Raw genomic sequence first — 23,403 nt, forward strand, 5'->3', positions numbered from 1 at the left:
CTGTTGCTTCAGGCAACGCATCGATCACACATGGATCGATCACACATCGGGGGAGACACTCGGGTGAGCAACTGGAACCCAGGCGGGCAGCCGCCCCACGACCCGCACGTCCGGCAGCCGTATCCGCCGCAGCCCGGGCCGTACCCGCCCCCGCCCGCCCCGCCCGGCGCGGGCCATCCGCCCCACGTCCCCCACCCCTACACACCGCAGCCCTATCCGCCCCACCCCCAGCCCCCGTACCCGGGCCCGCCGCCGGCGCCCGGGTTCTTCACGCGGCTATGGCAGAGGTTCGGCCCCATCCACGTCGCGCGCAGGGTGTTCAAGCCGTCCAGGCCGGGCATCGTCGAGGACCCCGTGGTGGCCCAGATGCAGAGGATCCGCACCTGGGTGGGTCTGGCCGCGGTGGTGTGGATGTCGATCACCTACAAGATCGCGGACTCCATCGGGGACGCCGTCGACAAGCGTGCCGACCAGTCCTGGACCAGTGTCCTGGTGCTGTCCGTGACGTTCCCGGTCGCCGTGGGCATCCTGCTCTCCCTGGTTCCGGCCACAGCCCGGCGGGAGTTGCTGCGCCGGGCCGCCAAGCCCTTCGGCGCCATCGTGGCGCTGATCGGCGCGGTGTTCGTGTTCCCGGTGGTCGTACTCACCGGCTTCGTGGAGGGCCGTTTCGCGACCAACCCGGCGATGACCGCCGTGACGGTCATCGTCTGCGTGGTCATCTTCGTATGGGTGGTGCCTTTCATCGTCTGGGGCGTCGGCCTGGCGCTCGTCCACGTCTTCCGGACCGCCGACATCCACGAGACGATGCCGCCATTGCTGGCCATGACGCTGGTGTGGGAGCTGGCCCTGATCGACCTTTTCACGGGCGCCTACGCGGGCGTGCCGACCCCGGTCAGGATCCTGTTGATGCTGGGCGCCCCGGTCTCGGTGACCGCGGTGGGGCTGTGGGAACTGAGCCGGCTGCGCTCCCGGCACGGCCTGGTCGTCCGGGATCTGCTGATGCGCGAGGGGACGCCGGGGCCCGCACCGTCGGCGTGATCCGGAAGTGACCGCCGGCTCGGGCGTAACGGCCCGGGAAGACGCCTAGGGCCTGCCCCTAGCCGTTCTCGGGCTGGACGGCCTTCGCCCGGCCCCGCCCCACCTGTGTCCGCACCGCGCCCATGCTCGCTCCGATGACCAGGGCGATGGCCAGGGCCTGGAGGGCGGACAGGGCCTGGTCGAGGATGAGGAAGCCGGCGGTGGCTGCGACGGCCGGTTCCAGGCTCATCAGGATGGCGAAGGTCGGCGCGGGCAGGCGGCGCAGGGCGAGGAGTTCGAGGGTGTAGGGCAGGACCGAGGAGAGGATCGCCACGGCCGCGCCCAGCCCGATGGTCACCGGGTCGGTGAGCTTCGCGCCCGATTCGGCGATGCCCAGGGGCAGGAACAGTACGGCCCCCACCGCCATCGCGAGGGCGAGCCCGTCGGCCTGGGGGAAGCGGCGGCCCGTACGGGCGCTGAAGAGTATGTATGCCGCCCACATGGCACCGGCCGCCAGGGCAAAGGCGACACCTATGGGGTCGAGACTGTCGAAGCCTCCGCCGCCGAGGAGGAAGACGCCGCCGAGGGCGAGTCCGGCCCAGACGAAGTTGACGGCACGGCGCGACGTCAGGACGGAGAGGGCGAGCGGGCCGAGGACTTCCAGGGTGACCGCGGGGCCCAGGGGGATGCGGGCGACCGACTGGTAGAAGAGGCCGTTCATCGCGGCCATGGTGATGCCGAAGGCGACGACCGTGCCCCAGTCGGTGCGGGAGTGGCCGCGCAGCCGGGGGCGGCAGACCACGAGCAGGACGACCGCCGCCACCAGCAGCCGCAGCGCCACCACGCCGAGCGCACCGGCCCGCGGCATCAGGCTCACCGCGAGGGCACCGCCGAACTGCACCGAGATCCCGCCGGCCAGTACCAGACCCACGGGACCGAGCGAGCCCCAGCGGCCCGGGGCGCCGGTCGCCGGCGCGGGGACGGCCCGGGCGCGGGTCGGTGAGGGCGTGGTGGCGGCGTCAGGGGTGCTCACGGGCGTTCCAGGGGCTCGGCTCGGGTTTGTTCATCGCACTGCACTTCCGAGTCCAGGGTAGTGGACCTCGTCAGGTGTGTGAACCTGTTATGCCACTGTCCCAGAGTGTGGACGGACGGGCCCTGTGAGCGGCAGGTCCCGGCGTCTACTGCCGCGCCATGTACAGATCCAGCGCCTTGTGCAGCATCCGGTTGAGCGGGAAGTCCCACTCCCCCAGGTACTCGACCGCCTCGCCGCCGGCGCCCACCTTGAAGCGGAGCAGGCCCAGCAGGTGGTTGGACTCCTCCAGGGTGTCGGTGATGCCGCGGAAGTCGTAGACGGCGGCGCCGAGTTCATGGGCGTCGGCCATCATCCGCCACTGCATGGCGTTGTTGGGCTGGACCTCGCGCTTGCGGCTGGTGGAGGCGCCGTAGGAGTACCAGACGTGGTCGCCGACGGTCAGCATCGTGGCGGCGGCGAGGGTGTCACCGTCGTGGTGGGCGAGGTAGAGCCGCATACGGTCGGGGTGCTCGGCGGTGAGGGCGGTCCACATGCGCTGGAAGTAGGGCAGCGGGCGCGGGATGAAACGGTCGCGCTCGGCGGTCTCGGCGTAGAGGTCGTAGAAGACGGGCAGGTCGTCGTAGCCGCCCTGCACGACCTTCACGCCGGCCTTCTCGGCCTTCTTGATGTTGCGCCGCCACTGCTGGTTGAGGCCGCGGTTGATGTCGTCCAGCGTCCGACCGGCGAACGGCACCTGGCAGACGTAGCGCGGCTGACCGGCGGCGAAGCCGTCCTCGCCGCCCGGCTCGGTCTGCCGCCAGCCGGACCGGCGCAGCCGCTCGGCGATGTCCTGGGCGCCCGCTTCGTACGACGTCGCCTCCGCGTCCCGCAGCCGCCGGGCGGCCGGGTCGGCGATGGCCGCCTTCACCGCGTCGGGACTCCAGCGGCGTACGACGACGGGCGGGCCCATCTTGACCGAGAAGGCGCCCTGCCGCTTGAGGTGGGCGAGCAGCGGTTCGAGCCAGCGCTCGCACAGGTCGGGGGCGTACCAGTCGACCAGCGGGCCCTCGGGGAGGTAGGCGAGGTACTTCTTCAGCTTCGGAAGCGGGCGGTAGAGCACGAGCCCGGCCCCCACCTGCCGCCCCTCCTCGTCGAACCACCCCAGGCTCTCCGCCCGCCAGTCCGGCTTCACATCTCCCCAGGACGGGACCTGCATATGGCTCGCGGACGGGCGGGCCGCGACGAACGCGAGATGTTCGTCGCGGGAGATGGACTGGACGCGGAGGGCCATGTGCGGGGCTCCTTGTGGACGGCTGTGTCCCGCCAGCGTATGCAGCGTCCTGCGCCCCGGGCGCGCGAAGCGCGGGCGGGGGCGCCCGTCTGCGGACGCGCTCCCGCTTTCAGCCCAGGACGGCAGCCCACCGAGAGTAGCCGCCCCCATCCGAGAAGCACCCGCCACCGCAGGTCACCGCTGCTCCTCCAACCGTTCCGCCAGCACCTCCGCCAGATGCCGCCCCCGCACCCCCGCCAGCTGTTCCAGCTGCGTCCGGCAGGAGAACCCGTCCGCCAGCACCACGGCCCCCTCCTGCGCTCCCCGCACCGCCGGCAGCACCTGCTCCTGCGCGCACGCCACCGACACCTCGAAGTGCCCCTTCTCGAACCCGAAGTTGCCCGCGAGACCGCAGCAGCCGCCGCTCAGCTCCCCGGACAGCCCCGCGGCCTCGCGCAGCCGCCGGTCGGGCGCGTCGCCGAGTACCGCGTGCTGATGGCAGTGGGTCTGCCCGACCGCCGGACGTTCGACGCGCGGCGGCGTCCAGTCGGGGGCGAGCCGCTCCAGCGCCTCGGCGAAGGTCAGGACCCGGTCGGCCAGCCGGCGGGCCCGCGGATCGTCGTGCATCAGCTCCGGCAGGTCCGAGCGCAGGGCGGCGGCACAGCTCGGCTCCAGGACGACGACCGGGGCGGCCGTCTCCAGCACCGGCTCCATCAGGTCGAGCGTGCGCAGCAGCACCGCGCGGGCACGGTCGAGCTGCCCCGTCGAGACGTACGTCAGCCCGCAGCAGACGCGCTCCCGGCCCCGGAGGAGGGACACCGGATCCAGCGCGACGGTCACCCCCTCGCTCCCCGAAGGCGTCCGCAGACGCAGCGTCGGCGGCAGCGCCACCCGCAGCCCGGCCGCCTCCAGCACGCGTACGGCGGCCTGCCCCACGGACGGCGAGAGGTGCTCGGTGAAGGTGTCCGGCCACAGGATGACCAGGTCGGCGCCCGGGGCGACGGGGGTCTTCTCCCGCCGCTCCCACCACCGGCTGAACGTCCGCGCCGCCAGCCGCGGGATCTCCCGCTCCGGCGCGATCCCGCCGAGCCGTTTCGCCATCCACGCCAAGGGCCGTACGGTGGCAAGGGCGTTGACGACCGACGCGGTACGCGTGCGTGCCACCAGGCGCAGCCACTGCGGCAGCCGGCCCATGCTGTGGTGCGCGGCCGGGCGCCTGCGGCCCGCGTAGTGGTGGTGCAGGAACTCCGCCTTGTACGTGGCCATGTCGACCTCGACCGGACAGTCGGAGCGGCACCCCTTGCAGGCCAGGCACAGGTCCAGTGCGTCGCGCACCTCGGCCGACCGCCACCCGTCGGTGACCAGTTCCCCGGCGAGCATCTCGTGCAGCAGCCGGGCACGCCCGCGCGTGGAGTGCTCCTCCGCACCGGTCGCCCGGAAGGACGGGCACATGACGGCCGAGCCCGCCACCGATGTCGTACGGCACTTGGCGACCCCGACGCAGCGCCGTACGGCCGCAGAGAAGTCGCCGCCGTCGGCCGGGTAGCCGAAGGCCACGTCGACCGGCTTCCTTGGCAGCACGGAGAAGCGGAGGTTGGAGTCGAGCGGGGCCGGGCGCACCAGCATTCCCGGGTTGAGCAGGTCGTCGGGGTCCCACACCCCCTTGGCCCGCTCGAACAGGGCCACCATGGGGGCGCCGTACATCTTCGGCAGCAGTTCGGCCCGTGCCTGCCCGTCCCCGTGCTCCCCGGACAGCGAGCCCCCGTGCGCCACGACGACCTCGGCGAGCTCCTCCGAGAAGCGCCGGAAGCGGCCGACGCCCGCCTCCGTCAGCAGGTCGAAGTCGATCCGGACGTGGATGCAGCCGTCCCCGAAGTGCCCGTACGGCGTCCCGCGCAACCCGTGCGCGGCCAGCAGCGCCCGGAAGTCGCGCAGATACGCCCCGAGCCGCTGCGGCGGCACCGCGCAGTCCTCCCAGCCGGGCCAGGCCTCGGAGCCGTCCGGCATCCGGGTCGCCGTCCCGCTGGCGTCCTCCCGGATGCGCCACAGGGCCCGCTGCCCGCCCGGGTCGGTGACGACCAGCGAGCCGACGACATCGGCGGCCCGCACGATCGCCTCCGCACGCGCGCGTGCCTCGCCCTGCGAATCGCCGCCCGTCTCCACGAACAGCCAGGCCCCGCCGCTCGGCAGCACGGCCGACGCCGACTGCGGCACCAGGTCCGCCGCCATGCCCTCCACGGTCAGCGGCCCATGCGCGAGCAGCCCGGCCGCCGCCTCCGCGGCCGCGCTCTCGTCGGCGTAGGCCAGGATTGCGAGCGCACGCGCGCGTGGCGCCTCGACGAGGCGTACGACCGCCTCGGTGAGGATGCCGAGGGTGCCCTCGCTGCCGCAGAAGGAACGGGCGACGTCGGCGCCCTTCTCCGGCAGCAGCGCGTCGAGCGCGTACCCGGAGATGCAGCGGGGCAGTTCGGGATATCCGGTCCGCAGCCGGGCCAACTCCCCCTCCACCAGCTCCCGCAGCCCCTGCGGCGCGCCGGCCCACCCCTGCCCGAGCCGCAGCCGCTCCCCGCGTGCCGTGACCACGTCCAGTTCCCGCACGCTGTCGGCGGTCGTCCCCCAGGCCACCGAGTGCGAGCCGCAGGAGTTGTTGCCGATCATTCCGCCGAGTGTGCAGCGGCTGTGGGTGGAGGGGTCGGGCCCGAAGCGGAGCCCGTGCGGGGCGGCGGCGTCCTGGAGGCGGTCCAGGACGAGGCCGGGCTGGACGACGGCGGTGCGGGTGTCCGGGTCCAGGGACACGAGCCGGTTCATGTGGCGGGTGAAGTCCAGGACGACGCCGGTGCCGGTGGCCTGTCCGGCGATGGAGGTACCGCCCCCACGCGCCACCACCGGCACCATGTGGTCCCGACACACCTCCAGTACGGCGGCGACGTCGTCGGCGTCATGTGGTGCGACCACACCCAATGGGACGCGCCGGTAGTTGGACGCGTCCATGGTGGTCAATGCCCGAGAGGTGACATCGAACCCGACCTCGCCCCGGACGACCCTGCGCAGCTCCGCCTCAAGTTCCGACATACGTCCACTCAATCAGCCCGACGCCCGCCGAGACGGCGTCTCATCCGACGGACGACGTTTCGCCCAGGTTTCCCGAAACAGCTACGCTCCCCCCGTGGCTGAGATCCAGATTCCCGCTGACATCAAGCCCGCCGACGGACGTTTCGGCGCGGGCCCCTCCAAGGTGCGGACGGAAGCGCTGGACGCGCTGGCCGCGACCGGTACCTCCCTCATGGGCACCTCCCACCGCCAGGCCCCGGTCAAGAACCTGGTCGGTCAGGTGCGCGAGGGCATCCGCGAGCTGTTCCAGCTGCCCGACGGCTACGAGGTCGTCCTCGGCAACGGCGGCTCCACCGCGTTCTGGGACGTCGCGACGCACGGCCTGATCGAGAACAGGTCGCAGCACCTCACCTTCGGCGAGTTCAGCTCCAAGTTCGCCAAGGCCGCCAAGCTCGCCCCGTGGCTCGCCGAGCCCGACGTCATCTCCGCCGACCCGGGCACGCACCCGGAGGCGGTCGCCGAGGCGGGCGTCGACGTCTACGCCTTCACCCACAACGAGACCTCCACCGGTGTCGCCATGCCGATCAAGCGGGTGGCGGGCGCCGACGAGGGCGCGCTGGTCCTGGTCGACGCCACCTCGGGCGCCGGCGGCCTCCCGGTCGACGTGTCGGAGACGGACGTCTACTACTTCGCCCCGCAGAAGTCCTTCGCCTCCGACGGCGGCCTGTGGATCGGCGTCTTCTCCCCAGCCGCGATCGAGCGCGCCGAGCGCATCCACGCGTCCGGCCGCCACGTCCCGGAGTTCTTCAGCCTCCCCACGGCGATCGACAACTCCCGCAAGAACCAGACGTACAACACCCCGGCGCTGGCCACCCTCTTCCTGCTGAACCAGCAGCTGGAGTGGATCAACGGCCAGGGCGGCCTCGACTGGGCGGTCCGCCGCACGGCCACTTCCGCCCGCACGCTGTACGGCTGGGCCGAGGACATCAAGTACGCCAACCCGTTCGTCACCGACCCGGCCAAGCGCTCGGCGGTCATCGGCACGATCGACTTCACGGACGAGATCGACGCCGCGGCGGTCGCCAAGGTCCTGCGCGCCAACGGCATCGTCGACACCGAGCCCTACCGCAAGCTCGGCCGCAACCAGCTCCGCGTCGCGATGTTCCCGGCAATCGACCCGGCGGACGTCGAGGCGCTGACGAAGTGCGTGGACTACGTCATCGAGAAGCTGTAGCGGCTCCTCCCGCAACACACGAAGGGCGCCCGGCGGACCACCGCGGGGCGCCCTTCGCGCTTTCCGGCTACTCCTCGACGAACAGGTCCTCGGCGTCCGACACGGTCAGGGAGCGGTCGAGCCAGGTCGTCAGCACGTCGACGTCGGTGCAGGCGGTGACCCGCTCCCGGACGGAGTTGGAGACCTCGATGCCCCGCACATCGAGAATGTGCAGGATGTCCTCGGCCTTGCCCTTGGCGCGGCCTTCAAGCCACGACTCTTCGACGATCGTGTTGCTGCCGGGAAAGTTCGGGCTGTAAGTGGCCATCAGATGCCTCCAGTAGTCACGGCCCGGGCCCTCGCCCAGACCGATCTCGACGATTTCCGCCCAGTCCACACGGTCCACGTCCGCACCCTCGCCAGTCTCGGCAGTGCCCTTGGACTTCTCGGCCTTGTCTGCCATCCCTGACGCCAGCGCGTCCAGTATCGCAGTCAGACCCGGATCCTTGGTGTATGCGAGCGCGGAGAAGGCGGCGACGCCCACGTCCTGGGCCGCCTCCTCCGGCTCGGTGATAACGGGCAGGGTTCCGGGCCCCAGGACCAGCGGGTGGACGACGATGCTCGTGTGGAAGGCGCGGCCGACACGGATCGGTTCCGCAGCCCACGCCGCGGTCGCCTTGTCCTTGCACACCACCAGAAGGAACGGCGGCAGCCGGTACTTGGCGTACATGTGGGCCAAGTAGTACGTCCAGCTGTTGTGCTTGTCCCGGTCCGGCTTGCCCTGCGACTCGACGGCGAGCACGAAGCCGCCCTCCTCGTCGGTCACATGGACCCGGAACAGGCTGTCGACTCGGCGCTCGAGCGGCCTGATCTCGGTGAGATCGGTGTCCAGAGGCTCGATCTCGGTGTGCTCTGGGAAGTGAATGCCCGCCCGAGGCAGAAGCCGGGCGAACAGCCCCGGATCCGCCCGGAAGATCCGGTGCATCGCTTCATGCGGTGAACTGACCATGCGACGGACCGTAGTTACGCGACCACACTGCGCGCGGGCATTCAAGGCAGGCTCAGTCATACGAGTGAACATGCCAGTGACCTATGCCATTTGCGGCAACCGTCACCGCCCCAGCTTCTGGAACCTCCGTACCGCCAGCGGCAGGAAGATCGCCGTAAGGATCACCGGCCACACCCCGGCCATCAGGAGCGCGTGTTGTTCGACCCAGGAGTCGCCGCCCCCGACCGGTGTGCCGAACAGTTCGCGGGTGGCCGCTGCGGTGGACGAGATGGGGTTCCAGGCCGCGACCCAGCCCAGCCAGTCGGGCATCAGCTGCGGTGCGACGAAGATGCTGGAGATCATCGTGAGGGGGAACGCGACGGCGAACAGGCCGCCCGCGGCCTCCGGGTTGGGGACCAGGAGGCCCAGCCACACGCCGATCCAGATCAGCGCGAACCGCAGCCACAGCAGCAGCCCGAACGCGCCGAGGAAGCCGAACCCGCCGTCCGGGCGCCAGCCCATCGCGAAGGCGGTCAGCATCATGATCGCCAACTCCGCGCAGGCGATGATCAGATCGGTCACCCCGCGTCCGGCGACCACCGCGGGCGAGGCCATCGGCATGGAGCGGAAGCGGTCGATGACGCCCCTCGTCGAGTCGTAGACGACGACCGTCGCGGTGTTGATGAAGCCGAACGCCATCGTCATCACGAACATGCCCGGCATCAGGAAGTCCTTGTAGTCACCGCCGCCCGGCACCTTCATCGCGCTGCCGAAGACATAGCCGTAGAGGAGGACGGACAGGATCGGGAAGCCCAACTGCCAGGCGATGTTGACCGGTTGGCGCTGGTAGTGGGTCAGGCCTCGGCGGACGATGTTCCAGACGTCGGCGAGAGCCCAGTACAGGCGGCCGCGGTCGGCCGGGGCGGTCAGTTCGACGGCGGTCATGCGACGACCTCCTCCTTCTTCTTCTTCTCGGCCTTCTCGGCCTTCTCGGCTTTCTCAGCCTTCTCGGCGCGGTGTCCGGTCAGGCGCAGGAACACGTCGTCGAGGCTCGGCCTGCGCAGGCCGATGTCCTCGACCTGGACGCCCTCGTCCTGAAGCGTGCGCGCGACCTCCGTCAGCGCGGACACCCGGTCGAGCACGGGCGCGTGCACCCGCAACTCGCCCTCCTCCGTCTCGGGTTCGCCGTCCGAGACCCGGGCCACGACCTTCGCCACCCGCGGGATGTCGGACCGCTCCGCGACCACGACCTCGACACGGTCGCCGCCGACGAGGTCCTTCAGCCCGTCCGGGGTGTCGTCGGCGATGGCCCGTCCCTGGTCGATGACGGTGATGTGCGAGGCCAGCTTGTCGGCCTCCTCCAGATACTGGGTGGTCAGCAGTACGGTGGTGCCGCTCGCCACCAACGCCCGTACGGACTCCCAGACCTCGCCCCGGCTGCGGGGGTCGAGCCCGGTCGTCGGCTCGTCCAGGAAGAGGACGGCGGGCGCGAGGATCATCGACGCGGCGAGGTCGAGGCGGCGCCGCATGCCGCCGCTGTAGTCGTCGACGCCCTTGTCGGCGGCGTCGGTCAGGTCGAACTGCTCCAGCAGCTCGGTGGCGCGCGCCTTGGCCCGCTTGCCGCCGAGATGGAAGAGACGGCCGAACATCTCCAGGTTCTGCCGGCCGGTGAGCACCTGGTCCAGGGCCGCGTACTGCCCGGTGAGCCCGATGCGCGCCCGTACTTCGCGCGGCTGCCGGGCCACGTCCAGCCCCGCCACGCTCGCCCGGCCGCCGTCCAGCCTGAGCAGTGTGGACAGGATCCGTACGGCGGTGGTCTTGCCGGCGCCGTTCGGGCCGAGCAGGCCGTGCACCGTGCCCTGCCGGACGGCCAGGTCGAAGCCGTCGAGGGCGCGTTTGTCGCCGTAGCGCTTCTCCAGCCCCTCGGCCCGTACCGCGTATCCGTCGAGTCCGTCGATTCCGTCGCCCATGGGTCCCCCTCTCGATAACTGAGCATCGCTAACTGAGTACACCGTACCCGATTACGCGTACACCGTACCCAATTATTTCGGGAGGACCTAAGCTGAAGTCCATGACGAGCGGCAAGGGCGGCACCAGCGGTACGGAGACCAGCGGCAGCGGGGACATCGCCCGCACGATGGAGCTGCTGTGGGACACCGGCCGGCGCCCGAGCCGCGGGCCCAAGCCGACGCTGACCCTGGACCAGATCGTGGAGGCGGCGGTCCGGGTCGCGGACGCCGAGGGGCTGGAGTCGGTGTCCATGCGCCGGGTCGCCACCGAGCTGGGCACCGGCACGATGTCGCTGTACCGCTATCTCCCCGGCAAGGCCGAGCTGCTCGACCTGATGCTGGACCGCGTCCAGCGCCCCTCCGAGAACCCGGCCGACCTCGGCGACGGCGGCTGGCGCGCGGCCCTGGAGGCCCTCGGCCGGGCCACCCTCGACCTCTACCGCCGCCACCCCTGGCTGCTCCAGGTCAACCAGTCCCGCCCGATCCTCGGCCCGAGCGCCCTCGACGGCATGGAGAAGGTCCTCGACCGCATCAAGCCGATGGGCCTGACCGACCCCGAACTGGTCTCCGCGATCGTCATGATCGACGGCTACGTCGTCGGCGCCGCGCGCACCCAGCTGTACGCCCGCGAGGCGGAGCGCCGGACGGGCCTGACGGACACGGAGTTCTGGCAGGCCCAGGCGCCCATGCTGGAGAAGGTGATGACGTCCGGCCGCTATCCCCTCCTCGCCGCCCTCGACGAGCACACCTGGGGTCCCGACTTCGACCACTTCGAGTTCGGCCTGCAGCGCATCCTGGACGGCCTCGAAGTCCTCGTCGCCGCGCGGGCGGCGGACTAGGGAGTGGGCCGCGCGGCCTGGGCGATCAGGCTCAACAGGCCCACGGGAACGGCGACCAGAATGGCGTAGCCCGCCACCTGGTCGGCCACCTTCTGGCGACGCGAGGGCTCCCGGTTGTGGGGGGACTCGTGCCGCGGCTTGATCGCCTGGTACGCGAGGGCCGCGAGGATCACCACGCAGATCGCGACCTGCCAGAGCTCGCCCACGACGCCCCAGAACCCGGCCCGCTGAATCGTCTGCGGCTCGATTCCCTGGCGGGCGTCGAACTCGCTGCCGTCCGGGTAGTCGGTCCCGGTGTCCGTGAGGTGCACGTAGACGGCGTCGGCGGGGGTAGCGCCGTCCGGCGTGAAGTCCCCGTAGCAGTCGTAGTCGGAGTTCTTGCGGCTGGAGTTGGTGTCGTAGCAGGTGCGCACCTCGTAGGTGCCCGGGGTGCCGTACACACCGGCGGACGGCGCGAGGTCGGCCGTCGCGGTGACGCACCAGAAACCGGCGACCAGCGCAAGCACAACACCGCACACCCACCCGAGCACGCGCTTCATACGCCCAGCCCGATCATGACGCCGCCGAAGGTCGGGTCACCGGCGCCGGACGCCAGTCGCGTAGCCATGTGCCGGTAGAGCTGCGTGCGGTTGTGCTGGAGTACCCGGGTTATGTCGGGTGCCGTGGGTGGGCTGTGCATCGGGAGCGGGGGGCCTTCGGGCAAGATCGGCGGGGCGGGTCCGGTGACGCTATCAGGGGTGCCTGACCGCTTCTCACCGTCGGCGCAGCAACCGCCGCAGCCCGAACAGCACGACGCACGCCGCGATCACGGCCACCGCTCCGACCTTGAGGTCGCCGCTCGGGCCGCCGTCCCCGTCCTCGCTCGAAGCCGCCGAACTCCCGCTGCCGGAGGGGGAGTCGGAGGAGCCGGGGGCGTCCTCGGCCACCACCGCGCTGCCCGCGCCCTCCATGCCGAGCATGAGCTTGGTGCCGTCGGGTGAGTAGCTGGCGGACTCGCCCTGGCCCAGCGGCACGCTGATGCGTTCCAGGCGCTTGAGCTTGCCGTCGTTCCAGTCGTACGCGATGCCACCGAGGTATCCGCGGACGGCCAGCGTCTTGCCGTCGGGGGAGAAAGCGGCGTCCGTGGCCCACAGGTCGACGGGGGTCGTGGGCTTGAAGACGTTCGTGCCGGACGGGGAGAGTTCGGCCGGTCCCTCGTACAGGTGCCCGCCGTCCTCCTGCTTGTCGATGATGTAGACGCGGCCGGTCTTGGGGTGGACGGCGAGCGACTCGGCGTCACGCGTTCCGTCGGAGTACTTCACGACGTACTGCGTGGCGCGGATCGTCTGGTCCTTGAGGGTCCCCGGCTCGGGGAGGCGGTAGAGCCAGACGTACGGCCACTGCACGCCGTCGTTGTCGCCGATGTCGCCGACCCAGAGCTCGTTGTCCGGGCCGATGGAGATCGCCTCCACGTCGCGCGGGGTGCCGACCCCCGTCATGGTGATCGTCGCGACCGTCTCGCCGGTGCTGCTGTCGACGGCGTAGAGGTAGGCACCCGTGTCCTGGTCGTTGTGCGTCCAGTAGATGCCCGGGTGCTGACGCGAGGCGGCGAGGCCGCTGGACTCCGTGATGCGCGGGTCCTTGATCGTGAAGTCCTCGTTCCCGTCGGCGGCGGAGGCGGGCAGCGTGAACGCACCGGTGAGCAGGACTCCGGCGAGTATGGCGAGCGGTCGGCGCATGCCCCAAGCCTGCCATCCGCTCCGACCGTTCGGGCGGCGTGGCAGGCTTCACACCCCGCCCGCGCCTACCGATCGGTAGCAATCGTTCATCATGAGCGGATGCTCCGGTTCATGCCCGTCGGCGACTCCATGACCATCGGCAGCGCCGGCGAACACACATGGCGCTACCGCATGTGGCAGCACCTGCGTGACACCTACGGCGGCCCCTTCGCCCTCGTCGGGCCGCGCGAGACGCTGTATGACAAGGCGTCGGACTCCCCCACGTCGTCCGAGTACGCCGACCCCGACCCGGCCTTCCCCCGGGCGCATCTGGCCGGCTGGGGCGAGGGCTGGCTGCACATGGAGCCGCTGATCGGCGAGGCGGTGCGGGCCTGCCGGGCGAACGTGCTGCTGGTCTCGCTGGGCCTGATCGACCTGGGTTTCTACACGAACGCGGAACAGACGGCGGACAACGCGCGCGGCTTCGTGGCCGCCGCCCGCTCGGCGAACCCGCGGCTGCGGATGGTGGTCCTGCCGGTGATCCCGAACGTGCGCGCCGAGTCGGACGCACCCTTCGCCGCCGAGGTCACCCGCTTCAACGAACTGCTGGCGAAGGCGGTGGCGGACCTGGACGAGCCCCGCTCACCGCTGCTGCTGGCGTCGCCGCCTGCGTCGTACGACATCCATCGGGACACGTACGACGGCACTCATCCGAACGCGAGCGGTGAGCACAAGATCGCTGAGGCGTATGCGGAGGCGATGTATCAGGCGTGGGACCTGGGCGAGCCGTACGAGGGCCGCTGAGGGCGCGTGGGATTACGTGGCCGGGGCGAGCGGCGAGGAGGCCGGCCGTCGCTTCCGGCACCAGCAGAGCGATCAGGACGGCGAGGGGCACGGACCAGCCGCCGGTGGCGTCGTGGAGGACTCCCATGGCCAGCGGGCCCAGGCCGGCCAGCAGATAGCCCGTCGTCTGCGCCATCCCGGAGAGGTCGGCGGCGGTCCCCGGGCCGTCCGTGCGCAGCCCGAGCAGCGTGATGGCCAGCGGAAAGGCGCTGCCGGTCGCCGCCCCGAGCAGACACACCCACACCCAGCCGAGAGCGGGGGCCAGCAGCAGGCCCGCGAGGGAGATGCCCTTCGCCGCGATGACGGCCAGGACCAGGAGGCGCTGGTCGTGCATGCGGGCGGCGAGAAGGGGGACGGCGAAGGCGGGCGGGATGCCGATGGTCAGCATCACCGACATCATCAGCCCGGCCTGGGCGGGCGGGTAGCCGTTCGCCTGCATGATCTGCGGCAGCCATGCCACCAGCACGTAGAACATCAGCGACACCAGGCCGAGGAACGCCGACACCCACCAGGCGAGCGGGCTGCGCAGCAGCGATCCGCCCTTCGCCCTCGGCGCCTCGGGCGGCGTCCCGCGATGGCGGCCCCGCGCTCCCGGTGCGGCCAGCAGTCCCCACACCGCCGCGGCCAGTACGGCGGGGATCGCCCACATCGCGAGCGCGAACTGCCATCCGGCGGCGGTGCTCAGCGGAACGGCGACTCCGGCGGCGAGGGCTCCGGAGACGGCCATGAGCGTCATGGTGAGGCCCGTGTACACGCCGATCCGGTGGCCGAAGTGGTCCTTGATGACCGCGGGCATCAGTACGTTGCCGACGGCGATGCCGGCCCCGGACAGCACCGTTCCGGCGAAGAGCGCCACCGGCCAGGGCGCGGCGCGTACTGCGGCGCCGAGCGCGAGGAGCATCACGGCGGCGTGTACGGCGGCCGGTCTGCCGAGCCGGCGGGACAGGCGGGGTGCGAGCCAGGCGAAGGCGCCCAGGCACAGCACGGGTAACGTCGCCAGCACGCCGACCTGGGTGGCGGACAGGGCGAGCGCCCGCTGGACGTCGCCCATGAGTGGCGGCATCCCGGTGATGGCCGCGCGGAGATTGATGGCGAGCAGGATCAGGCCGACGACAAGCCACAGCCTGGTGGTCACGTGTGTTCCCCCGTTGTTCCCCCGTGGCCGTGACGGCGGCCCCCTCCTCCGTCCAGGAGGGGGCCGCCGGGCCTTCGGGGTGCGGTGCGGTGTGGAGCGGTGTGGTGCGTTGCGATGCGGTGTGGTGAGTTCCGGTCAGATGCTCACGCTGTGGTTGACCGGGCACTTCGCCCGGCCCGCGGCGCGGAACGCGACGCCGGTGGCCCCGGCGGTGGCGGGCGTGCCGAGCTGCTTGAGGATCTCGTCGGACAGCAGGTCCTCCTTACCCTTCAGGGCGTCGGCGACCTTGGCGTCGGAGACGAACACCAGCTCCGCGGCGATGTTGTCCTGAACGATCCGCGCCAGGTTGTCCAGGGCCACCCCGATCGGGTCCGACGGCAGCTGGGCCGTGGGGATGTCGATCAGGTGGGTGTCCACCTTCTTCTGGTTCATCATCGGCTTGATGATGATCTCCGCCTGGTTCAGCACCGACGTCGTCCAGATCGACAGCACCACCGTGTACAGGTCGGCCCAGGCGGCCTCGCCGATCTGGGCCCGCCACTTCTTGCACAGCCCCTGCACGCCGGAGATCTGCGCGTCGGCGGCGTACGTCATGTTGACCCGGATCGCCGGGTAGACGCGGGCCGCGAAGCTCTGGAACGAGGCGATGTCGAAGGCGCGGGCGCGGATGGAGTCGGCGATGAAGGTCAGACCCTCGTCGAGGATCTTCGCGCAGGAGTTCTGCAGGTTCTGCGGCAGCTTCGCCGCGGGAAGGTTCGTCTTCGCGGTGGCCAGCTTGTCCGCGAACGCCTGCAGCGGCGTGGTCCAGGCGTCGGTGCCGGGGCCCTGCATCGCCACCATGTCGAGGTCGTGGGCGTCGATCCGGTCGGCGCCCGGCACGTTGGGGACCCTGTCCGAGAGGAACTCCGCGATCGTGGAGTAGATCCCCAGCGGCACATGGGCGATGGACTTCGCCAGCTCGAACTCCTCGGCCACCGGGTGCTCGACGTACCGCTTGCCCTCGTGGATGAGGGTGAAGGTGCCGCCCTTCGCGTCGTTCTGCACGACGATGACCGGCCCCAGGTTCTTGACCAGGTCGGCCTTGAGCGCCGCGTAGTTGGCGCGCATCGCCGCGTTCACCGCGCGGATGGAGTCCCGGGCGGCGGTCTGGGCGCTCGCCACGTCAGCGGCGGGCGCCGCGTCGACGGCGGATGCCGTGGTCGGCCCGGTGATCGTCTGCCCCAGGAAGGTGGCGGCGCCGATCCCACTCGCGCCGCCGATGAATGTCCGGCGTGTTGCCATGACTTGCTCTCCGTAACGAATCGGTCGTCAGGTGTTCCCGCCGTGGGGGAAGCGGTGGCGTGGGGGGAACTTGACCCGCCGGGAGCCACGAAGGGCCGGGACGCGGGGAGCAGTGCGAGGGGGTGTTCCCTCTCCGGCGTGGGGCTGGAGGGAGGCCGGAGAGGGAGGCTGCGGGGCGCTAGCGCAGCGCGGTGTGGGAGGGGACGACGACGCCGTACAGGTCGGCGATCGTCGCCAGCGCGGCCTGGTGGATCTGGCCGGCGGACAGCCCGCCGCCGACCGACGGGAGCGGCCGGGTGGCGCACGCGTCGGCGACCACGGTGGGCTTGTTGCCGCGCAGGAACGCGCCCTCGGCGGTGAACGTCACGCACATGTGCGTCATGAACCCGGCGATGACGACGTTCTCGTTCCCGGCCTTGTCGACGAGCTTGCCCAGCTCGGTGTTCACGAAGGCGTTGGGGGCCTTCTTCACCACGGTCGGCTCGCCTTGCGCGGGCTTGACCGTGTCGTGGATCCGGCCGATGGGCCGCCGGATGTCGTAAGGCGTGTCCTTCCCACCGTCGTTGACGATGTGGATGACCTTCCCGCCCGCCGCACGGGCCGCGCCCAGCAGCTCGGCCGCCGCGTCCAGGGCCTGCCGCCAGCCGGTCAGCTCCATCACACCGCGGGTGTAGGTGTTCTGGTAGTCGACCATGATCAGGGTGGCGGAGGCGAGGGAAGCCGGCTGCTCGGCAAGGCCGTTGAGTTTGCGCAGCGTCGTCGTGCCCGACGTGTCGGCGTCCGCCGTCTTCGCCTGCGCCTGCGCCTGCGCCTGCGCGGGGGTGTCCCCCAGCCGGGTGGCGCCGAAGACCACGGCACCGCCGACGACGGCCGCACCGCCCGCCTTCAGCATCCCGCGCCGGGACAGGCTGCTCCGCTGCTCGGCCACGTCAGTCCAGCTCCTTGGCGGAGGCGACGACGACGCCGTACGCGTCGGCGATGGCCGCCAGCCCACTGCGGTGCAGCTCGTCGGCGGACACGTCCACGATCGAGCGGGTGGCGCAGGCGTCCGCCGGAACGGTGGGCCTGTTGCCGCGCAGGGCCGCGGACGCCGATGTGTAGGCGATGCACATGTGGGTCATGAACCCGGCGACGATCACGGTCTCATTGCCCGCCTCGTCCACGAGTTCGCCGAGGTCGGTGCCGTGGAAGGCGTCCGGAGCCTGCTTGACGACCACGGGCTCGCCGTCGACCGGCGCCACCGAGGGGTGGATCCGGCCGATCTCCGTGCGGATGTCGTAGGGGGAGCCCTCGCCGCCGTCGTGCTGGACGTGGATGACCTTGGCTCCGGCCACGCGGGCCCGGGCCAGCAGGTCGGACGCCGCTTCGAGGGCGGACTGCCAGCCGTCGAGCTCCATCACACCGCGGGTGTAGGTGTTCTGGTAGTCGACGAGGACGAGCGTCGAGGACGCGAGGGCCGCGGGAGTGGTGTCGGCCCCGCCGAGTTCGCGCAGCGTCTTGCTTGCCACAGGACTCCTCCAAGGTTCGGGGTACTTCAGGGACTTGAGCAGTCGTTCAACATTTCGTTGAAGACACATGCGACGCTATGGCCGGAACCGGTGCGTCGGCAATGACGCGCTATGTGCAGAAACCGACGCTCATGTCTGCGAGCGGAACAGGGGGTTACCGGGTGGGGACCGTGAATCGGTTGATCGTGATCGTGCTGTTCGAAGGCGTCGACCTCCTCGACGTCACCGGACCGCCGGAGGTGTTCTCCCTCGTCCCGCGCGAGACCACCGGGCGCGTCGGATACGAGGTCGTCCTGGCCGCCGAGACGAGGGACCCGGTGCGGACGGCGGCCGGCGTGCGGATCCTGCCCGACGCCACGCTCCAGGAAGTCGGCGAGCGCGCGATCGACACGCTGCTGGTGCCGGGCTCCGTCGAGGTGGACGACGAGCGCCGCATCCACCCCATCACCGAGCCCGGCACGGTGGCCTGGGTGAAGGCGCTGGCCACCCGCTCCAGACGGGTGGCCTCGGTGTGCGTCGGCGCGCACATCCTCGCCGCCGCGGGCCTCCTCGACGGCAAACGCGCGACCACGCACTGGTCGACCGCGCCGCGGCTCGCCGCCGATCATCCGGCGGTGCGGGTCGACCCGGATCCGATCTTCATCCGCGAGGACGGCGAGGTGTGGACCGGCGCGGGGATCAGCGCCTGCCTCGACCTGTCCCTGGCCCTGGTCGCCGAGGACTTCGGCGAGCAGATCGCGCTGCGGGTCGCCCGCCAGCTCGTGATGTACCTGAAGCGGCCCGGCGGCCAGTCGCAGTTCAGCGTCCCGCTGGAGCCGGTGTCCACGACGCGGCGCATCGAGGATCTGCGGCTGCACATCCTGAACCACATCGCCGAGCGCCTCACCGTCGCCGACCTGGCCGCGTACGCGCATGTCAGCGACCGGCAGCTGACCCGGATCTTCAAGACCGAGCTGGGCACGACGCCGCACGCCTACATCGAGTCGGCGCGCGTCGAAATGGCCGGCAACCTGCTGGAGACCACCGACCACACGCTGGAACGGATCACCTCCGTCTGCGGGTTCGGCACCGTCGACACCCTCATACGGGCGTTCCACCGCCGCCTCGCCGTGACGCCGAGCGAGTACCGGGCCCGGTTCCGTGGCCGGGGGTGAGCCGTGCCGTTCCGGCACGTCACGCAACACCTCGGGATCACTTGCCTAGAGCGCACTCCACCTGGCTAGCGTGCACTTCATGGAGTACACGCAGCTCGGACGCACGGGACTCAAGGTCAGCCGACTGGTGCTCGGCACCATGAACTTCGGCCCGCAGACCGACGAAGCCGACAGTCACGCGATCATGGACGCGGCGCTGGACGCGGGCATCAACTTCTTCGACACCGCCAACGTGTACGGCTGGGGCGAGAACAAGGGCCGTACCGAATCGATCATCGGCAACTGGTTCGCCAAGGGCGGCGAGCGGCGCGACAAGGTCGTGCTCGCCACCAAGGTCCACGGGAACATGGCGGGCGACGGCACCCCGTGGCCCAACCACGACAAGCTGTCGGCGCTGAACATCCGCCGGGCGGTGGACGCGTCGCTCAAGCGGCTGCAGACCGACTACATCGACGTCTACCAGTTCCACCACATCGACCGCGCCACGCCTTTCGAGGAGATCTGGCAGGCCATCGACGTCCTGGTCCAACAGGGCAAGATCCTGTACGTCGGCTCGTCCAACTTCCCCGGCTACAAGATCGCCCAGGCCAACGAGCTCGCCGCCCGTCGCGGCGGCACCATCGGCCTGGTCAGCGAGCAGTGCCTGTACAACCTCTACGAACGCCGCGCCGAGATGGAGGTCATCCCGGCCGCGCAGGACTACGGCCTCGGCGTCATCCCGTGGTCGCCGCTGCACGGCGGACTGCTCGGCGGCGTGCTCAAGAAGGAGATCGAGGGCGGCCGGCGCGGCTCCGGGCGGGCCGCCGACACCCTCGCCGACCCGGCCGTACGCGCGAAGATCCAGGCCTACGAGGACCTGCTCGACAAGCACGGCCTGGAGCCCGGCGAGGTCGCCCTGGCCTGGCTGCTCACCCGGCCGGGTGTGACCGGCCCGATCGTCGGCCCGCGCACCGCCGGGCAGCTGGAGTCCGCGCTGCGGGCGGCCGAGCTGGAGCTGAGCGAGGAACTGCTGGCGGGACTGGACGAGGTGTTCCCGGGTCCGGGACCGTCGCCGGAGGCGTTCGCCTGGTGACCGGGTGAGGGCAGCGCCCCTTCAGGGGCGCTGCCCGGCGCTACCTGCCCAGCGCCGCCGCCAGCGCCACCAGCACGAACATCAACACAAGCGCACCGGCCATGATCCGGTTCCGGGTTTTCGGGTCCACGCCATCGAGCCTAACCGGCCACTCCGAGCGCCCAACGGGCGACCGCCTCGTAACGGGGCTGCTCGCCCGCGATCCCGGACGTCGGCAGACTGCTCCGCACCAGCGCCACCTCCTCCACGGTCCACGTCCGGCTGGTGAACCCGTCGAGGGCCGCGACATACGGCCGTGCGTCCACCGCGGACCGGCTCCTCGCCACCGTGAGGTGCGGCTTGTAGCGCCGGTGCTCCCCCATCGGCACCCCCGCCTTGCGCGCCGCCGCCTCACTGCGGTCCGCCAGCAGCCGCAGGGTCTCCAGGTCCCCCTCCGCCCCCGCCCACAGGGCCCGCCCGTGCCCGAACTGGCCGCCGCCGCGCAGCGCCAGCGGGAACGGCGACGTACGGTGCGCGGCGCGCTCCAGGCGGACCGACAGATCGGATACGAGGTCGTCGTCGACCTCGCCGTAGAAGGCGAGGGTGAAGTGCCAGCCGGGGAGGCCGGTCCAGCGCAGCGCGTCCGCGCCGGGCAGCTTCCTCAACTCGGCCACTTCGGTGGCCAGTTCCCGCGTGACGTCCTGCGGTGGCAGCACGGCGGCGAAGAGTCTCATGACTCCAGCCTGGCACGATAGGGGGATGTCGATCATCATCAGAGAAGGCGGACCGGCCGACATCCCCGTGATACTCGGCATGCTCGACAGCTGCGTGGAGTGGCTGGTCGGGCAGGGCCGCACGGGACAGTGGGGGACGAAGCCCCTGTCGGAGAGCCCGAGGACCGTGGAGTCGGTCACCCGGAGCGTGAACGAGGGCAGTGTCTTCATCGCCGAGGTGGACGGCGTGCCGGCCGCCACCCTCACCCTCGCCGACTCCCCCGGCCCCACCCTGTCCCACCTCCCACCGCCCGGCGAGCCCGAGCGCTACATCCACTGGCTCGCCTCCGACCGCCGCGTCCAGGGCCACGGCGCGGGCAGCGCGCTGCTCGCCCACGCCGCCGAGGTGACCCGCCGGGCGGGCATCTCGCTGCTACGGGTGGACTGCTACGCGGGCGACGACGGCAAGCTGGTCGGCTACTACGAGAGCAACGGCTTCGTCCGCACGGAGACGTACGAGGGGACGGACGGCTGGCCGGGGCAGGTGCTGGCGCGGAGGGTCTAGTCCTCGCGGGCCGCGAGAGTGACCATGGCCACACGTGCCCTGGTCACCGTGCGTATCGTTGTACTGCGCGGCTGCACTCGTCCGAGGGGCAGCCGGGGAGGAGCGCCACGATGACCGTCCTTGACGACAGGATCGAGATGGCCGAAAGCAGCGGCGAACTCACGCTCGACATGCTGTTCGAGTGGCTGGAGAAGATGCCCGTCCCCGAGGGATACAAGACCGAGATCGTCGGGGGGCACATCTTCATGTCGCCGCAGCGGGACACCCACTGGGACATCATCACGGACATCTACGAACAGCTGCGTGCCAAGTACCCGCGCAGGCGCATCAAGTCCGACGTCCGTATCGACTATCCCGGGCATCTCAACGGCTTCGCCACCGATGTGACGGCTCTCGCGGAGGGCGCCCAGAAGGACGACAGGGGCCGCTGGCAGTACAAGGACGTGGAGTTCATCGCCGAGGTCATCTCCAAGGGCACCGCCGCCAATGACTACGGCCCCAAGAAGACCGCCTATGCCCTCGCCGAAGTACCGGTGTACCTGATCGTGAACCCGTACACCGCTGAGTGGCACCTGCACACCCTGCCCAAGGGCGGCGAGTACCACGCCGAGGTCAGCTTCGGCTTCGGTGACGAGATCGACCTGACGGGGACCGTCGTCGACCTCGTCCTCAAGACCGACGAGTTCCCCCGCGACTGACGCGGCTCTCCCCTACGCCGCCGTCGCCAACTGCTCCCGCTCCCGTGGCACGAACCGCACCTGCGGATGCCCGCGGTTCCAGCCGACCGACAGCCGCAGGCCGCCCACCCGAGCGAGGGCCAGGGCGATCGTCACGGCGGCGACGGCCGTGATCGCGCCGCCCACCGCCAGGCCCGCCCGGACGCCGTACGCGTCCGTGATCCAGCCGGCGATCGGCGCGCCCAGGGGCGCTCCGCCCATGAAGACCATCATGTACAGGGCCATCACACGGCCCCGCATGCTCGGGTCGGTGGCCATCTGGATGCTGCTGTTGGCGGTGACGTTCACCGTCATGCCGAAGATGCCTATGGGAGCCATGAACAGGGCGAACAGCCACAGGGACGGGGCGAACGCGGCCACGATCTCCATCGTGCCGAAGGCCACCGCCCCCGCGATCAGCACCCGCATCCGGGCCGTACCGCGCCGGGCCGCGAGCAGCGCGCCCGCCAGGGAGCCGACCGCCATCAGCGTGTTGAAGAGGCTGTAGGAGCCGGCGCCCGCGTGGAAGACGTCGTTGGCGAAGGCCGACAGATAGACGGGGAAGTTGAAGCCGAAGGTGCTGACGAACCCGGCGAGCACGATCGGCCAGATCAGATCCGGGCGTCCGGCGACGTAGCGCAGGCCCTCCCGCAGCTGCCCCTTGCCGCGCGGCGCCCGCTGCACCGGGTACAGCTCACGCGCCCGCATCAGCAGCAGACCGGTGATGGGGGCGACGAAGGACAGACCGTTGGCGAGGAACGCCCAGCCCGTGCCGACACCCGTGATCAGCAGGCCGGCCGCCGCCGGGCCGACCAGGCGGGCCGACTGGAAGTTCGCGGAGTTCAGGCTGACCGCGTTCTGGAGCTGGTCCGGGCCGACCATCTCGGAGACGAAGGACTGCCGGGCCGGGTTGTCGACGACGGTCGCGAGGCCGACGACGAAGGCGGCCAGGTAGACGTGCCAGACCTGGACGTTGCCGGTGAGGGTGAGGACGGCGAGCGCGATGCCGGTGAAGGCCATCGACGTCTGGGTGAAGAGCAGCGTGCGGCGCTTGGGCAGCCGGTCGACGAGGACACCGCCGTAGAGGCCGAAGAGCAGCATCGGCAGGAACTGCAGGGCCGTCGTGATGCCGACGGCGGTGGCGGAACCGGTGAGGCCGAGCACCAGCCAGTCCTGCGCGATGCGCTGCATCCAGGTACCGGTGTTGGAGACGACCTGGCCCAGGAAGAACAGGCGGTAGTTCCTGACGCTCAGCGAGCTGAACATCGAGGACTTGCGGGGGCCGGAGGTAGAAGGGGTGGTCGGTGCGGGTGCGGAAGCTGCTCCGGGTCCCGAACTCAA

At 70.9% G+C, this 23,403-nt stretch carries 22 protein-coding genes and 1 pseudogene; 8 read left to right on the top strand and 15 right to left on the bottom strand.

Translation table 11 applies throughout. The features are described 5' to 3' along the window. The first annotated feature begins 63 nt into the window (after positions 1 to 63). A complete protein-coding gene (locus tag OG254_RS21950) occupies positions 64 to 1,038 on the top strand; it encodes a hypothetical protein (protein WP_405584331.1) in 975 nt (324 codons plus the stop codon). Positions 1,039 to 1,096: 58 nt separating this feature from the next. Here the strand turns inward: OG254_RS21950 and OG254_RS21955 are convergent, their stop codons facing one another. The 3 genes from OG254_RS21955 to OG254_RS21965 all read right to left on the bottom strand — a co-directional run bounded on the left by OG254_RS21955 (position 1,097) and on the right by OG254_RS21965 (position 6,371). Further along, positions 1,097 to 2,050 carry an EamA family transporter gene (locus OG254_RS21955; protein WP_405584333.1) on the bottom strand — a complete coding sequence of 318 codons (954 nt, stop codon included), beginning with the start codon at positions 2,048 to 2,050 and terminating at the stop codon, positions 1,097 to 1,099. Between the two features lie 145 nt (positions 2,051 to 2,195). Further along, on the bottom strand, positions 2,196 to 3,320 hold the full coding sequence (locus tag OG254_RS21960) for a lipid II:glycine glycyltransferase FemX (protein WP_405584336.1): 1,125 nt from the start codon (positions 3,318 to 3,320) through the stop codon (positions 2,196 to 2,198). 174 nt (positions 3,321 to 3,494) lie between these two features. After that, positions 3,495 to 6,371 (bottom strand): FAD-binding and (Fe-S)-binding domain-containing protein, encoded by a 2,877-nt coding sequence (locus tag OG254_RS21965; protein ID WP_405584339.1) that lies wholly within the window; start codon positions 6,369 to 6,371, stop codon positions 3,495 to 3,497. Between the two features lie 94 nt (positions 6,372 to 6,465). On the opposite strand from OG254_RS21965, the gene serC reads away from it, so the two are divergent. Beyond that, positions 6,466 to 7,584 (top strand): phosphoserine transaminase, encoded by a 1,119-nt coding sequence (gene serC, locus OG254_RS21970; protein ID WP_147999941.1) that lies wholly within the window; start codon positions 6,466 to 6,468, stop codon positions 7,582 to 7,584. Between the two features lie 67 nt (positions 7,585 to 7,651). Here serC and OG254_RS21975 read toward each other — a convergent pair whose 3' ends face one another. From OG254_RS21975 to OG254_RS21985, 3 genes are all read right to left on the bottom strand, one after another. Next, the gene (locus tag OG254_RS21975) at positions 7,652 to 8,572 is read right to left on the bottom strand and encodes a hypothetical protein (protein WP_405584343.1); all 921 of its coding nucleotides are present in this window, start codon (positions 8,570 to 8,572) and stop codon (positions 7,652 to 7,654) included. Positions 8,573 to 8,674: 102 nt separating this feature from the next. Next, positions 8,675 to 9,496 carry an ABC transporter permease gene (locus tag OG254_RS21980; protein WP_405584345.1) on the bottom strand — a complete coding sequence of 274 codons (822 nt, stop codon included), beginning with the start codon at positions 9,494 to 9,496 and terminating at the stop codon, positions 8,675 to 8,677. Continuing rightward, on the bottom strand, positions 9,493 to 10,521 hold the full coding sequence (locus OG254_RS21985) for an ATP-binding cassette domain-containing protein (RefSeq protein WP_405584348.1): 1,029 nt from the start codon (positions 10,519 to 10,521) through the stop codon (positions 9,493 to 9,495). The genes OG254_RS21980 and OG254_RS21985 overlap by 4 nt, the downstream gene beginning before the upstream one ends. Positions 10,522 to 10,622: 101 nt before the next feature. Here OG254_RS21985 and OG254_RS21990 point away from each other — a divergent pair, with 101 nt between their 5' ends. Next, positions 10,623 to 11,399: a TetR/AcrR family transcriptional regulator gene (locus OG254_RS21990; protein ID WP_351199225.1), complete on the top strand. Its 777-nt coding sequence runs from the start codon at positions 10,623 to 10,625 to the stop codon at positions 11,397 to 11,399. Here the strand turns inward: OG254_RS21990 and OG254_RS21995 are convergent. The 3 genes from OG254_RS21995 to OG254_RS22005 all read right to left on the bottom strand — a co-directional run bounded on the left by OG254_RS21995 (position 11,396) and on the right by OG254_RS22005 (position 13,117). Next, positions 11,396 to 11,938, bottom strand: a complete 543-nt coding sequence (locus OG254_RS21995) for a hypothetical protein (RefSeq protein ID WP_405584351.1) — start codon at positions 11,936 to 11,938, stop codon at positions 11,396 to 11,398. The genes OG254_RS21990 and OG254_RS21995 overlap by 4 nt on opposite strands. Then, positions 11,935 to 12,078, bottom strand: coding sequence for a hypothetical protein (locus OG254_RS22000; protein WP_405584354.1), 144 nt, complete (start codon positions 12,076 to 12,078; stop codon positions 11,935 to 11,937). The genes OG254_RS21995 and OG254_RS22000 overlap by 4 nt, the downstream gene beginning before the upstream one ends. A 73-nt stretch (positions 12,079 to 12,151) precedes the next feature. Next, a complete protein-coding gene (locus OG254_RS22005) occupies positions 12,152 to 13,117 on the bottom strand; it encodes a WD40 repeat domain-containing protein (protein ID WP_405584357.1) in 966 nt (321 codons plus the stop codon). 99 nt (positions 13,118 to 13,216) lie between these two features. Between OG254_RS22005 and OG254_RS22010 the strand changes: the two genes are divergently transcribed. Continuing rightward, positions 13,217 to 13,900, top strand: a complete 684-nt coding sequence (locus OG254_RS22010) for an SGNH/GDSL hydrolase family protein (protein ID WP_405584360.1) — start codon at positions 13,217 to 13,219, stop codon at positions 13,898 to 13,900. Positions 13,901 to 14,045: 145 nt separating this feature from the next. Here OG254_RS22010 and OG254_RS22015 read toward each other — a convergent pair. From OG254_RS22015 to OG254_RS22030, 4 genes and pseudogenes are all read right to left on the bottom strand, one after another. Next, positions 14,046 to 15,074: pseudogene (locus tag OG254_RS22015) on the bottom strand (MFS transporter); the annotation flags it as partial. A 135-nt stretch (positions 15,075 to 15,209) separates the two neighbouring features. After that, positions 15,210 to 16,355, bottom strand: coding sequence for a hypothetical protein (locus tag OG254_RS22020; protein ID WP_405584363.1), 1,146 nt, complete (start codon positions 16,353 to 16,355; stop codon positions 15,210 to 15,212). 178 nt (positions 16,356 to 16,533) lie between these two features. Next, positions 16,534 to 17,244 (bottom strand): cysteine hydrolase family protein, encoded by a 711-nt coding sequence (locus OG254_RS22025; RefSeq protein ID WP_405595123.1) that lies wholly within the window; start codon positions 17,242 to 17,244, stop codon positions 16,534 to 16,536. Positions 17,245 to 17,284: 40 nt separating this feature from the next. Continuing rightward, positions 17,285 to 17,863 (bottom strand): cysteine hydrolase family protein, encoded by a 579-nt coding sequence (locus OG254_RS22030; protein WP_405584365.1) that lies wholly within the window; start codon positions 17,861 to 17,863, stop codon positions 17,285 to 17,287. 161 nt (positions 17,864 to 18,024) lie between these two features. Here OG254_RS22030 and OG254_RS22035 point away from each other — a divergent pair, with 161 nt between their 5' ends. Continuing rightward, complete coding sequence (locus OG254_RS22035) at positions 18,025 to 19,017, top strand: GlxA family transcriptional regulator (RefSeq protein WP_405584367.1); 993 nt, start codon at positions 18,025 to 18,027, stop codon at positions 19,015 to 19,017. 79 nt (positions 19,018 to 19,096) lie between these two features. Then, complete coding sequence (locus tag OG254_RS22040; RefSeq protein ID WP_405584370.1) at positions 19,097 to 20,089, top strand: aldo/keto reductase; 993 nt, start codon at positions 19,097 to 19,099, stop codon at positions 20,087 to 20,089. Positions 20,090 to 20,229: 140 nt separating this feature from the next. Here OG254_RS22040 and thpR read toward each other — a convergent pair whose 3' ends face one another. Further along, positions 20,230 to 20,802 carry an RNA 2',3'-cyclic phosphodiesterase gene (gene thpR, locus OG254_RS22045; RefSeq protein WP_405584373.1) on the bottom strand — a complete coding sequence of 191 codons (573 nt, stop codon included), beginning with the start codon at positions 20,800 to 20,802 and terminating at the stop codon, positions 20,230 to 20,232. A 25-nt stretch (positions 20,803 to 20,827) separates the two neighbouring features. On the opposite strand from thpR, the gene OG254_RS22050 reads away from it, so the two are divergent. Together OG254_RS22050 and OG254_RS22055 are read left to right on the top strand one after the other, a co-directional pair. Further along, positions 20,828 to 21,346, top strand: a complete 519-nt coding sequence (locus tag OG254_RS22050) for a GNAT family N-acetyltransferase (protein ID WP_405584376.1) — start codon at positions 20,828 to 20,830, stop codon at positions 21,344 to 21,346. 110 nt (positions 21,347 to 21,456) lie between these two features. After that, positions 21,457 to 22,044, top strand: coding sequence for a Uma2 family endonuclease (locus OG254_RS22055; protein ID WP_405584379.1), 588 nt, complete (start codon positions 21,457 to 21,459; stop codon positions 22,042 to 22,044). A gap of 12 nt (positions 22,045 to 22,056) precedes the next feature. On the opposite strand, the gene OG254_RS22060 is transcribed toward OG254_RS22055, so the two are convergent. Beyond that, the gene (locus tag OG254_RS22060) at positions 22,057 to 23,403 is read right to left on the bottom strand and encodes an MFS transporter (RefSeq protein WP_405584382.1); all 1,347 of its coding nucleotides are present in this window, start codon (positions 23,401 to 23,403) and stop codon (positions 22,057 to 22,059) included.

It is taken from the genome of Streptomyces sp. NBC_01092, from assembly GCF_045039535.1.
GTDB lineage: Bacteria > Actinomycetota > Actinomycetes > Streptomycetales > Streptomycetaceae > Streptomyces.

Bases quoted from the DNA above. Each gene is read 5' to 3' on its own strand.
- OG254_RS22010 (WP_405584360.1), top strand. From the start codon at position 13,217: ATGCTCCGGTTCATGCCCGTCGGCGACTCCATGACCATCGGCAGCGCC.
- OG254_RS22020 (WP_405584363.1), bottom strand. From the start codon at position 16,355: ATGGCAACACGCCGGACATTCATCGGCGGCGCGAGTGGGATCGGCGCC.
- OG254_RS22005 (WP_405584357.1), bottom strand. From the start codon at position 13,117: ATGCGCCGACCGCTCGCCATACTCGCCGGAGTCCTGCTCACCGGTGCG.
- OG254_RS21980 (WP_405584345.1), bottom strand. From the start codon at position 9,496: ATGACCGCCGTCGAACTGACCGCCCCGGCCGACCGCGGCCGCCTGTAC.
- OG254_RS21975 (WP_405584343.1), bottom strand. From the start codon at position 8,572: ATGGTCAGTTCACCGCATGAAGCGATGCACCGGATCTTCCGGGCGGAT.
- thpR (WP_405584373.1), bottom strand. From the start codon at position 20,802: ATGAGACTCTTCGCCGCCGTGCTGCCACCGCAGGACGTCACGCGGGAA.
- OG254_RS22055 (WP_405584379.1), top strand. From the start codon at position 21,457: ATGACCGTCCTTGACGACAGGATCGAGATGGCCGAAAGCAGCGGCGAA.
- OG254_RS22050 (WP_405584376.1), top strand. From the start codon at position 20,828: ATGTCGATCATCATCAGAGAAGGCGGACCGGCCGACATCCCCGTGATA.
- OG254_RS22000 (WP_405584354.1), bottom strand. From the start codon at position 12,078: ATGCACAGCCCACCCACGGCACCCGACATAACCCGGGTACTCCAGCAC.
- OG254_RS21960 (WP_405584336.1), bottom strand. From the start codon at position 3,320: ATGGCCCTCCGCGTCCAGTCCATCTCCCGCGACGAACATCTCGCGTTC.
- OG254_RS21995 (WP_405584351.1), bottom strand. From the start codon at position 11,938: ATGAAGCGCGTGCTCGGGTGGGTGTGCGGTGTTGTGCTTGCGCTGGTC.
- OG254_RS22040 (WP_405584370.1), top strand. From the start codon at position 19,097: ATGGAGTACACGCAGCTCGGACGCACGGGACTCAAGGTCAGCCGACTG.
- OG254_RS21965 (WP_405584339.1), bottom strand. From the start codon at position 6,371: ATGTCGGAACTTGAGGCGGAGCTGCGCAGGGTCGTCCGGGGCGAGGTC.
- OG254_RS21990 (WP_351199225.1), top strand. From the start codon at position 10,623: ATGACGAGCGGCAAGGGCGGCACCAGCGGTACGGAGACCAGCGGCAGC.
- OG254_RS21985 (WP_405584348.1), bottom strand. From the start codon at position 10,521: ATGGGCGACGGAATCGACGGACTCGACGGATACGCGGTACGGGCCGAG.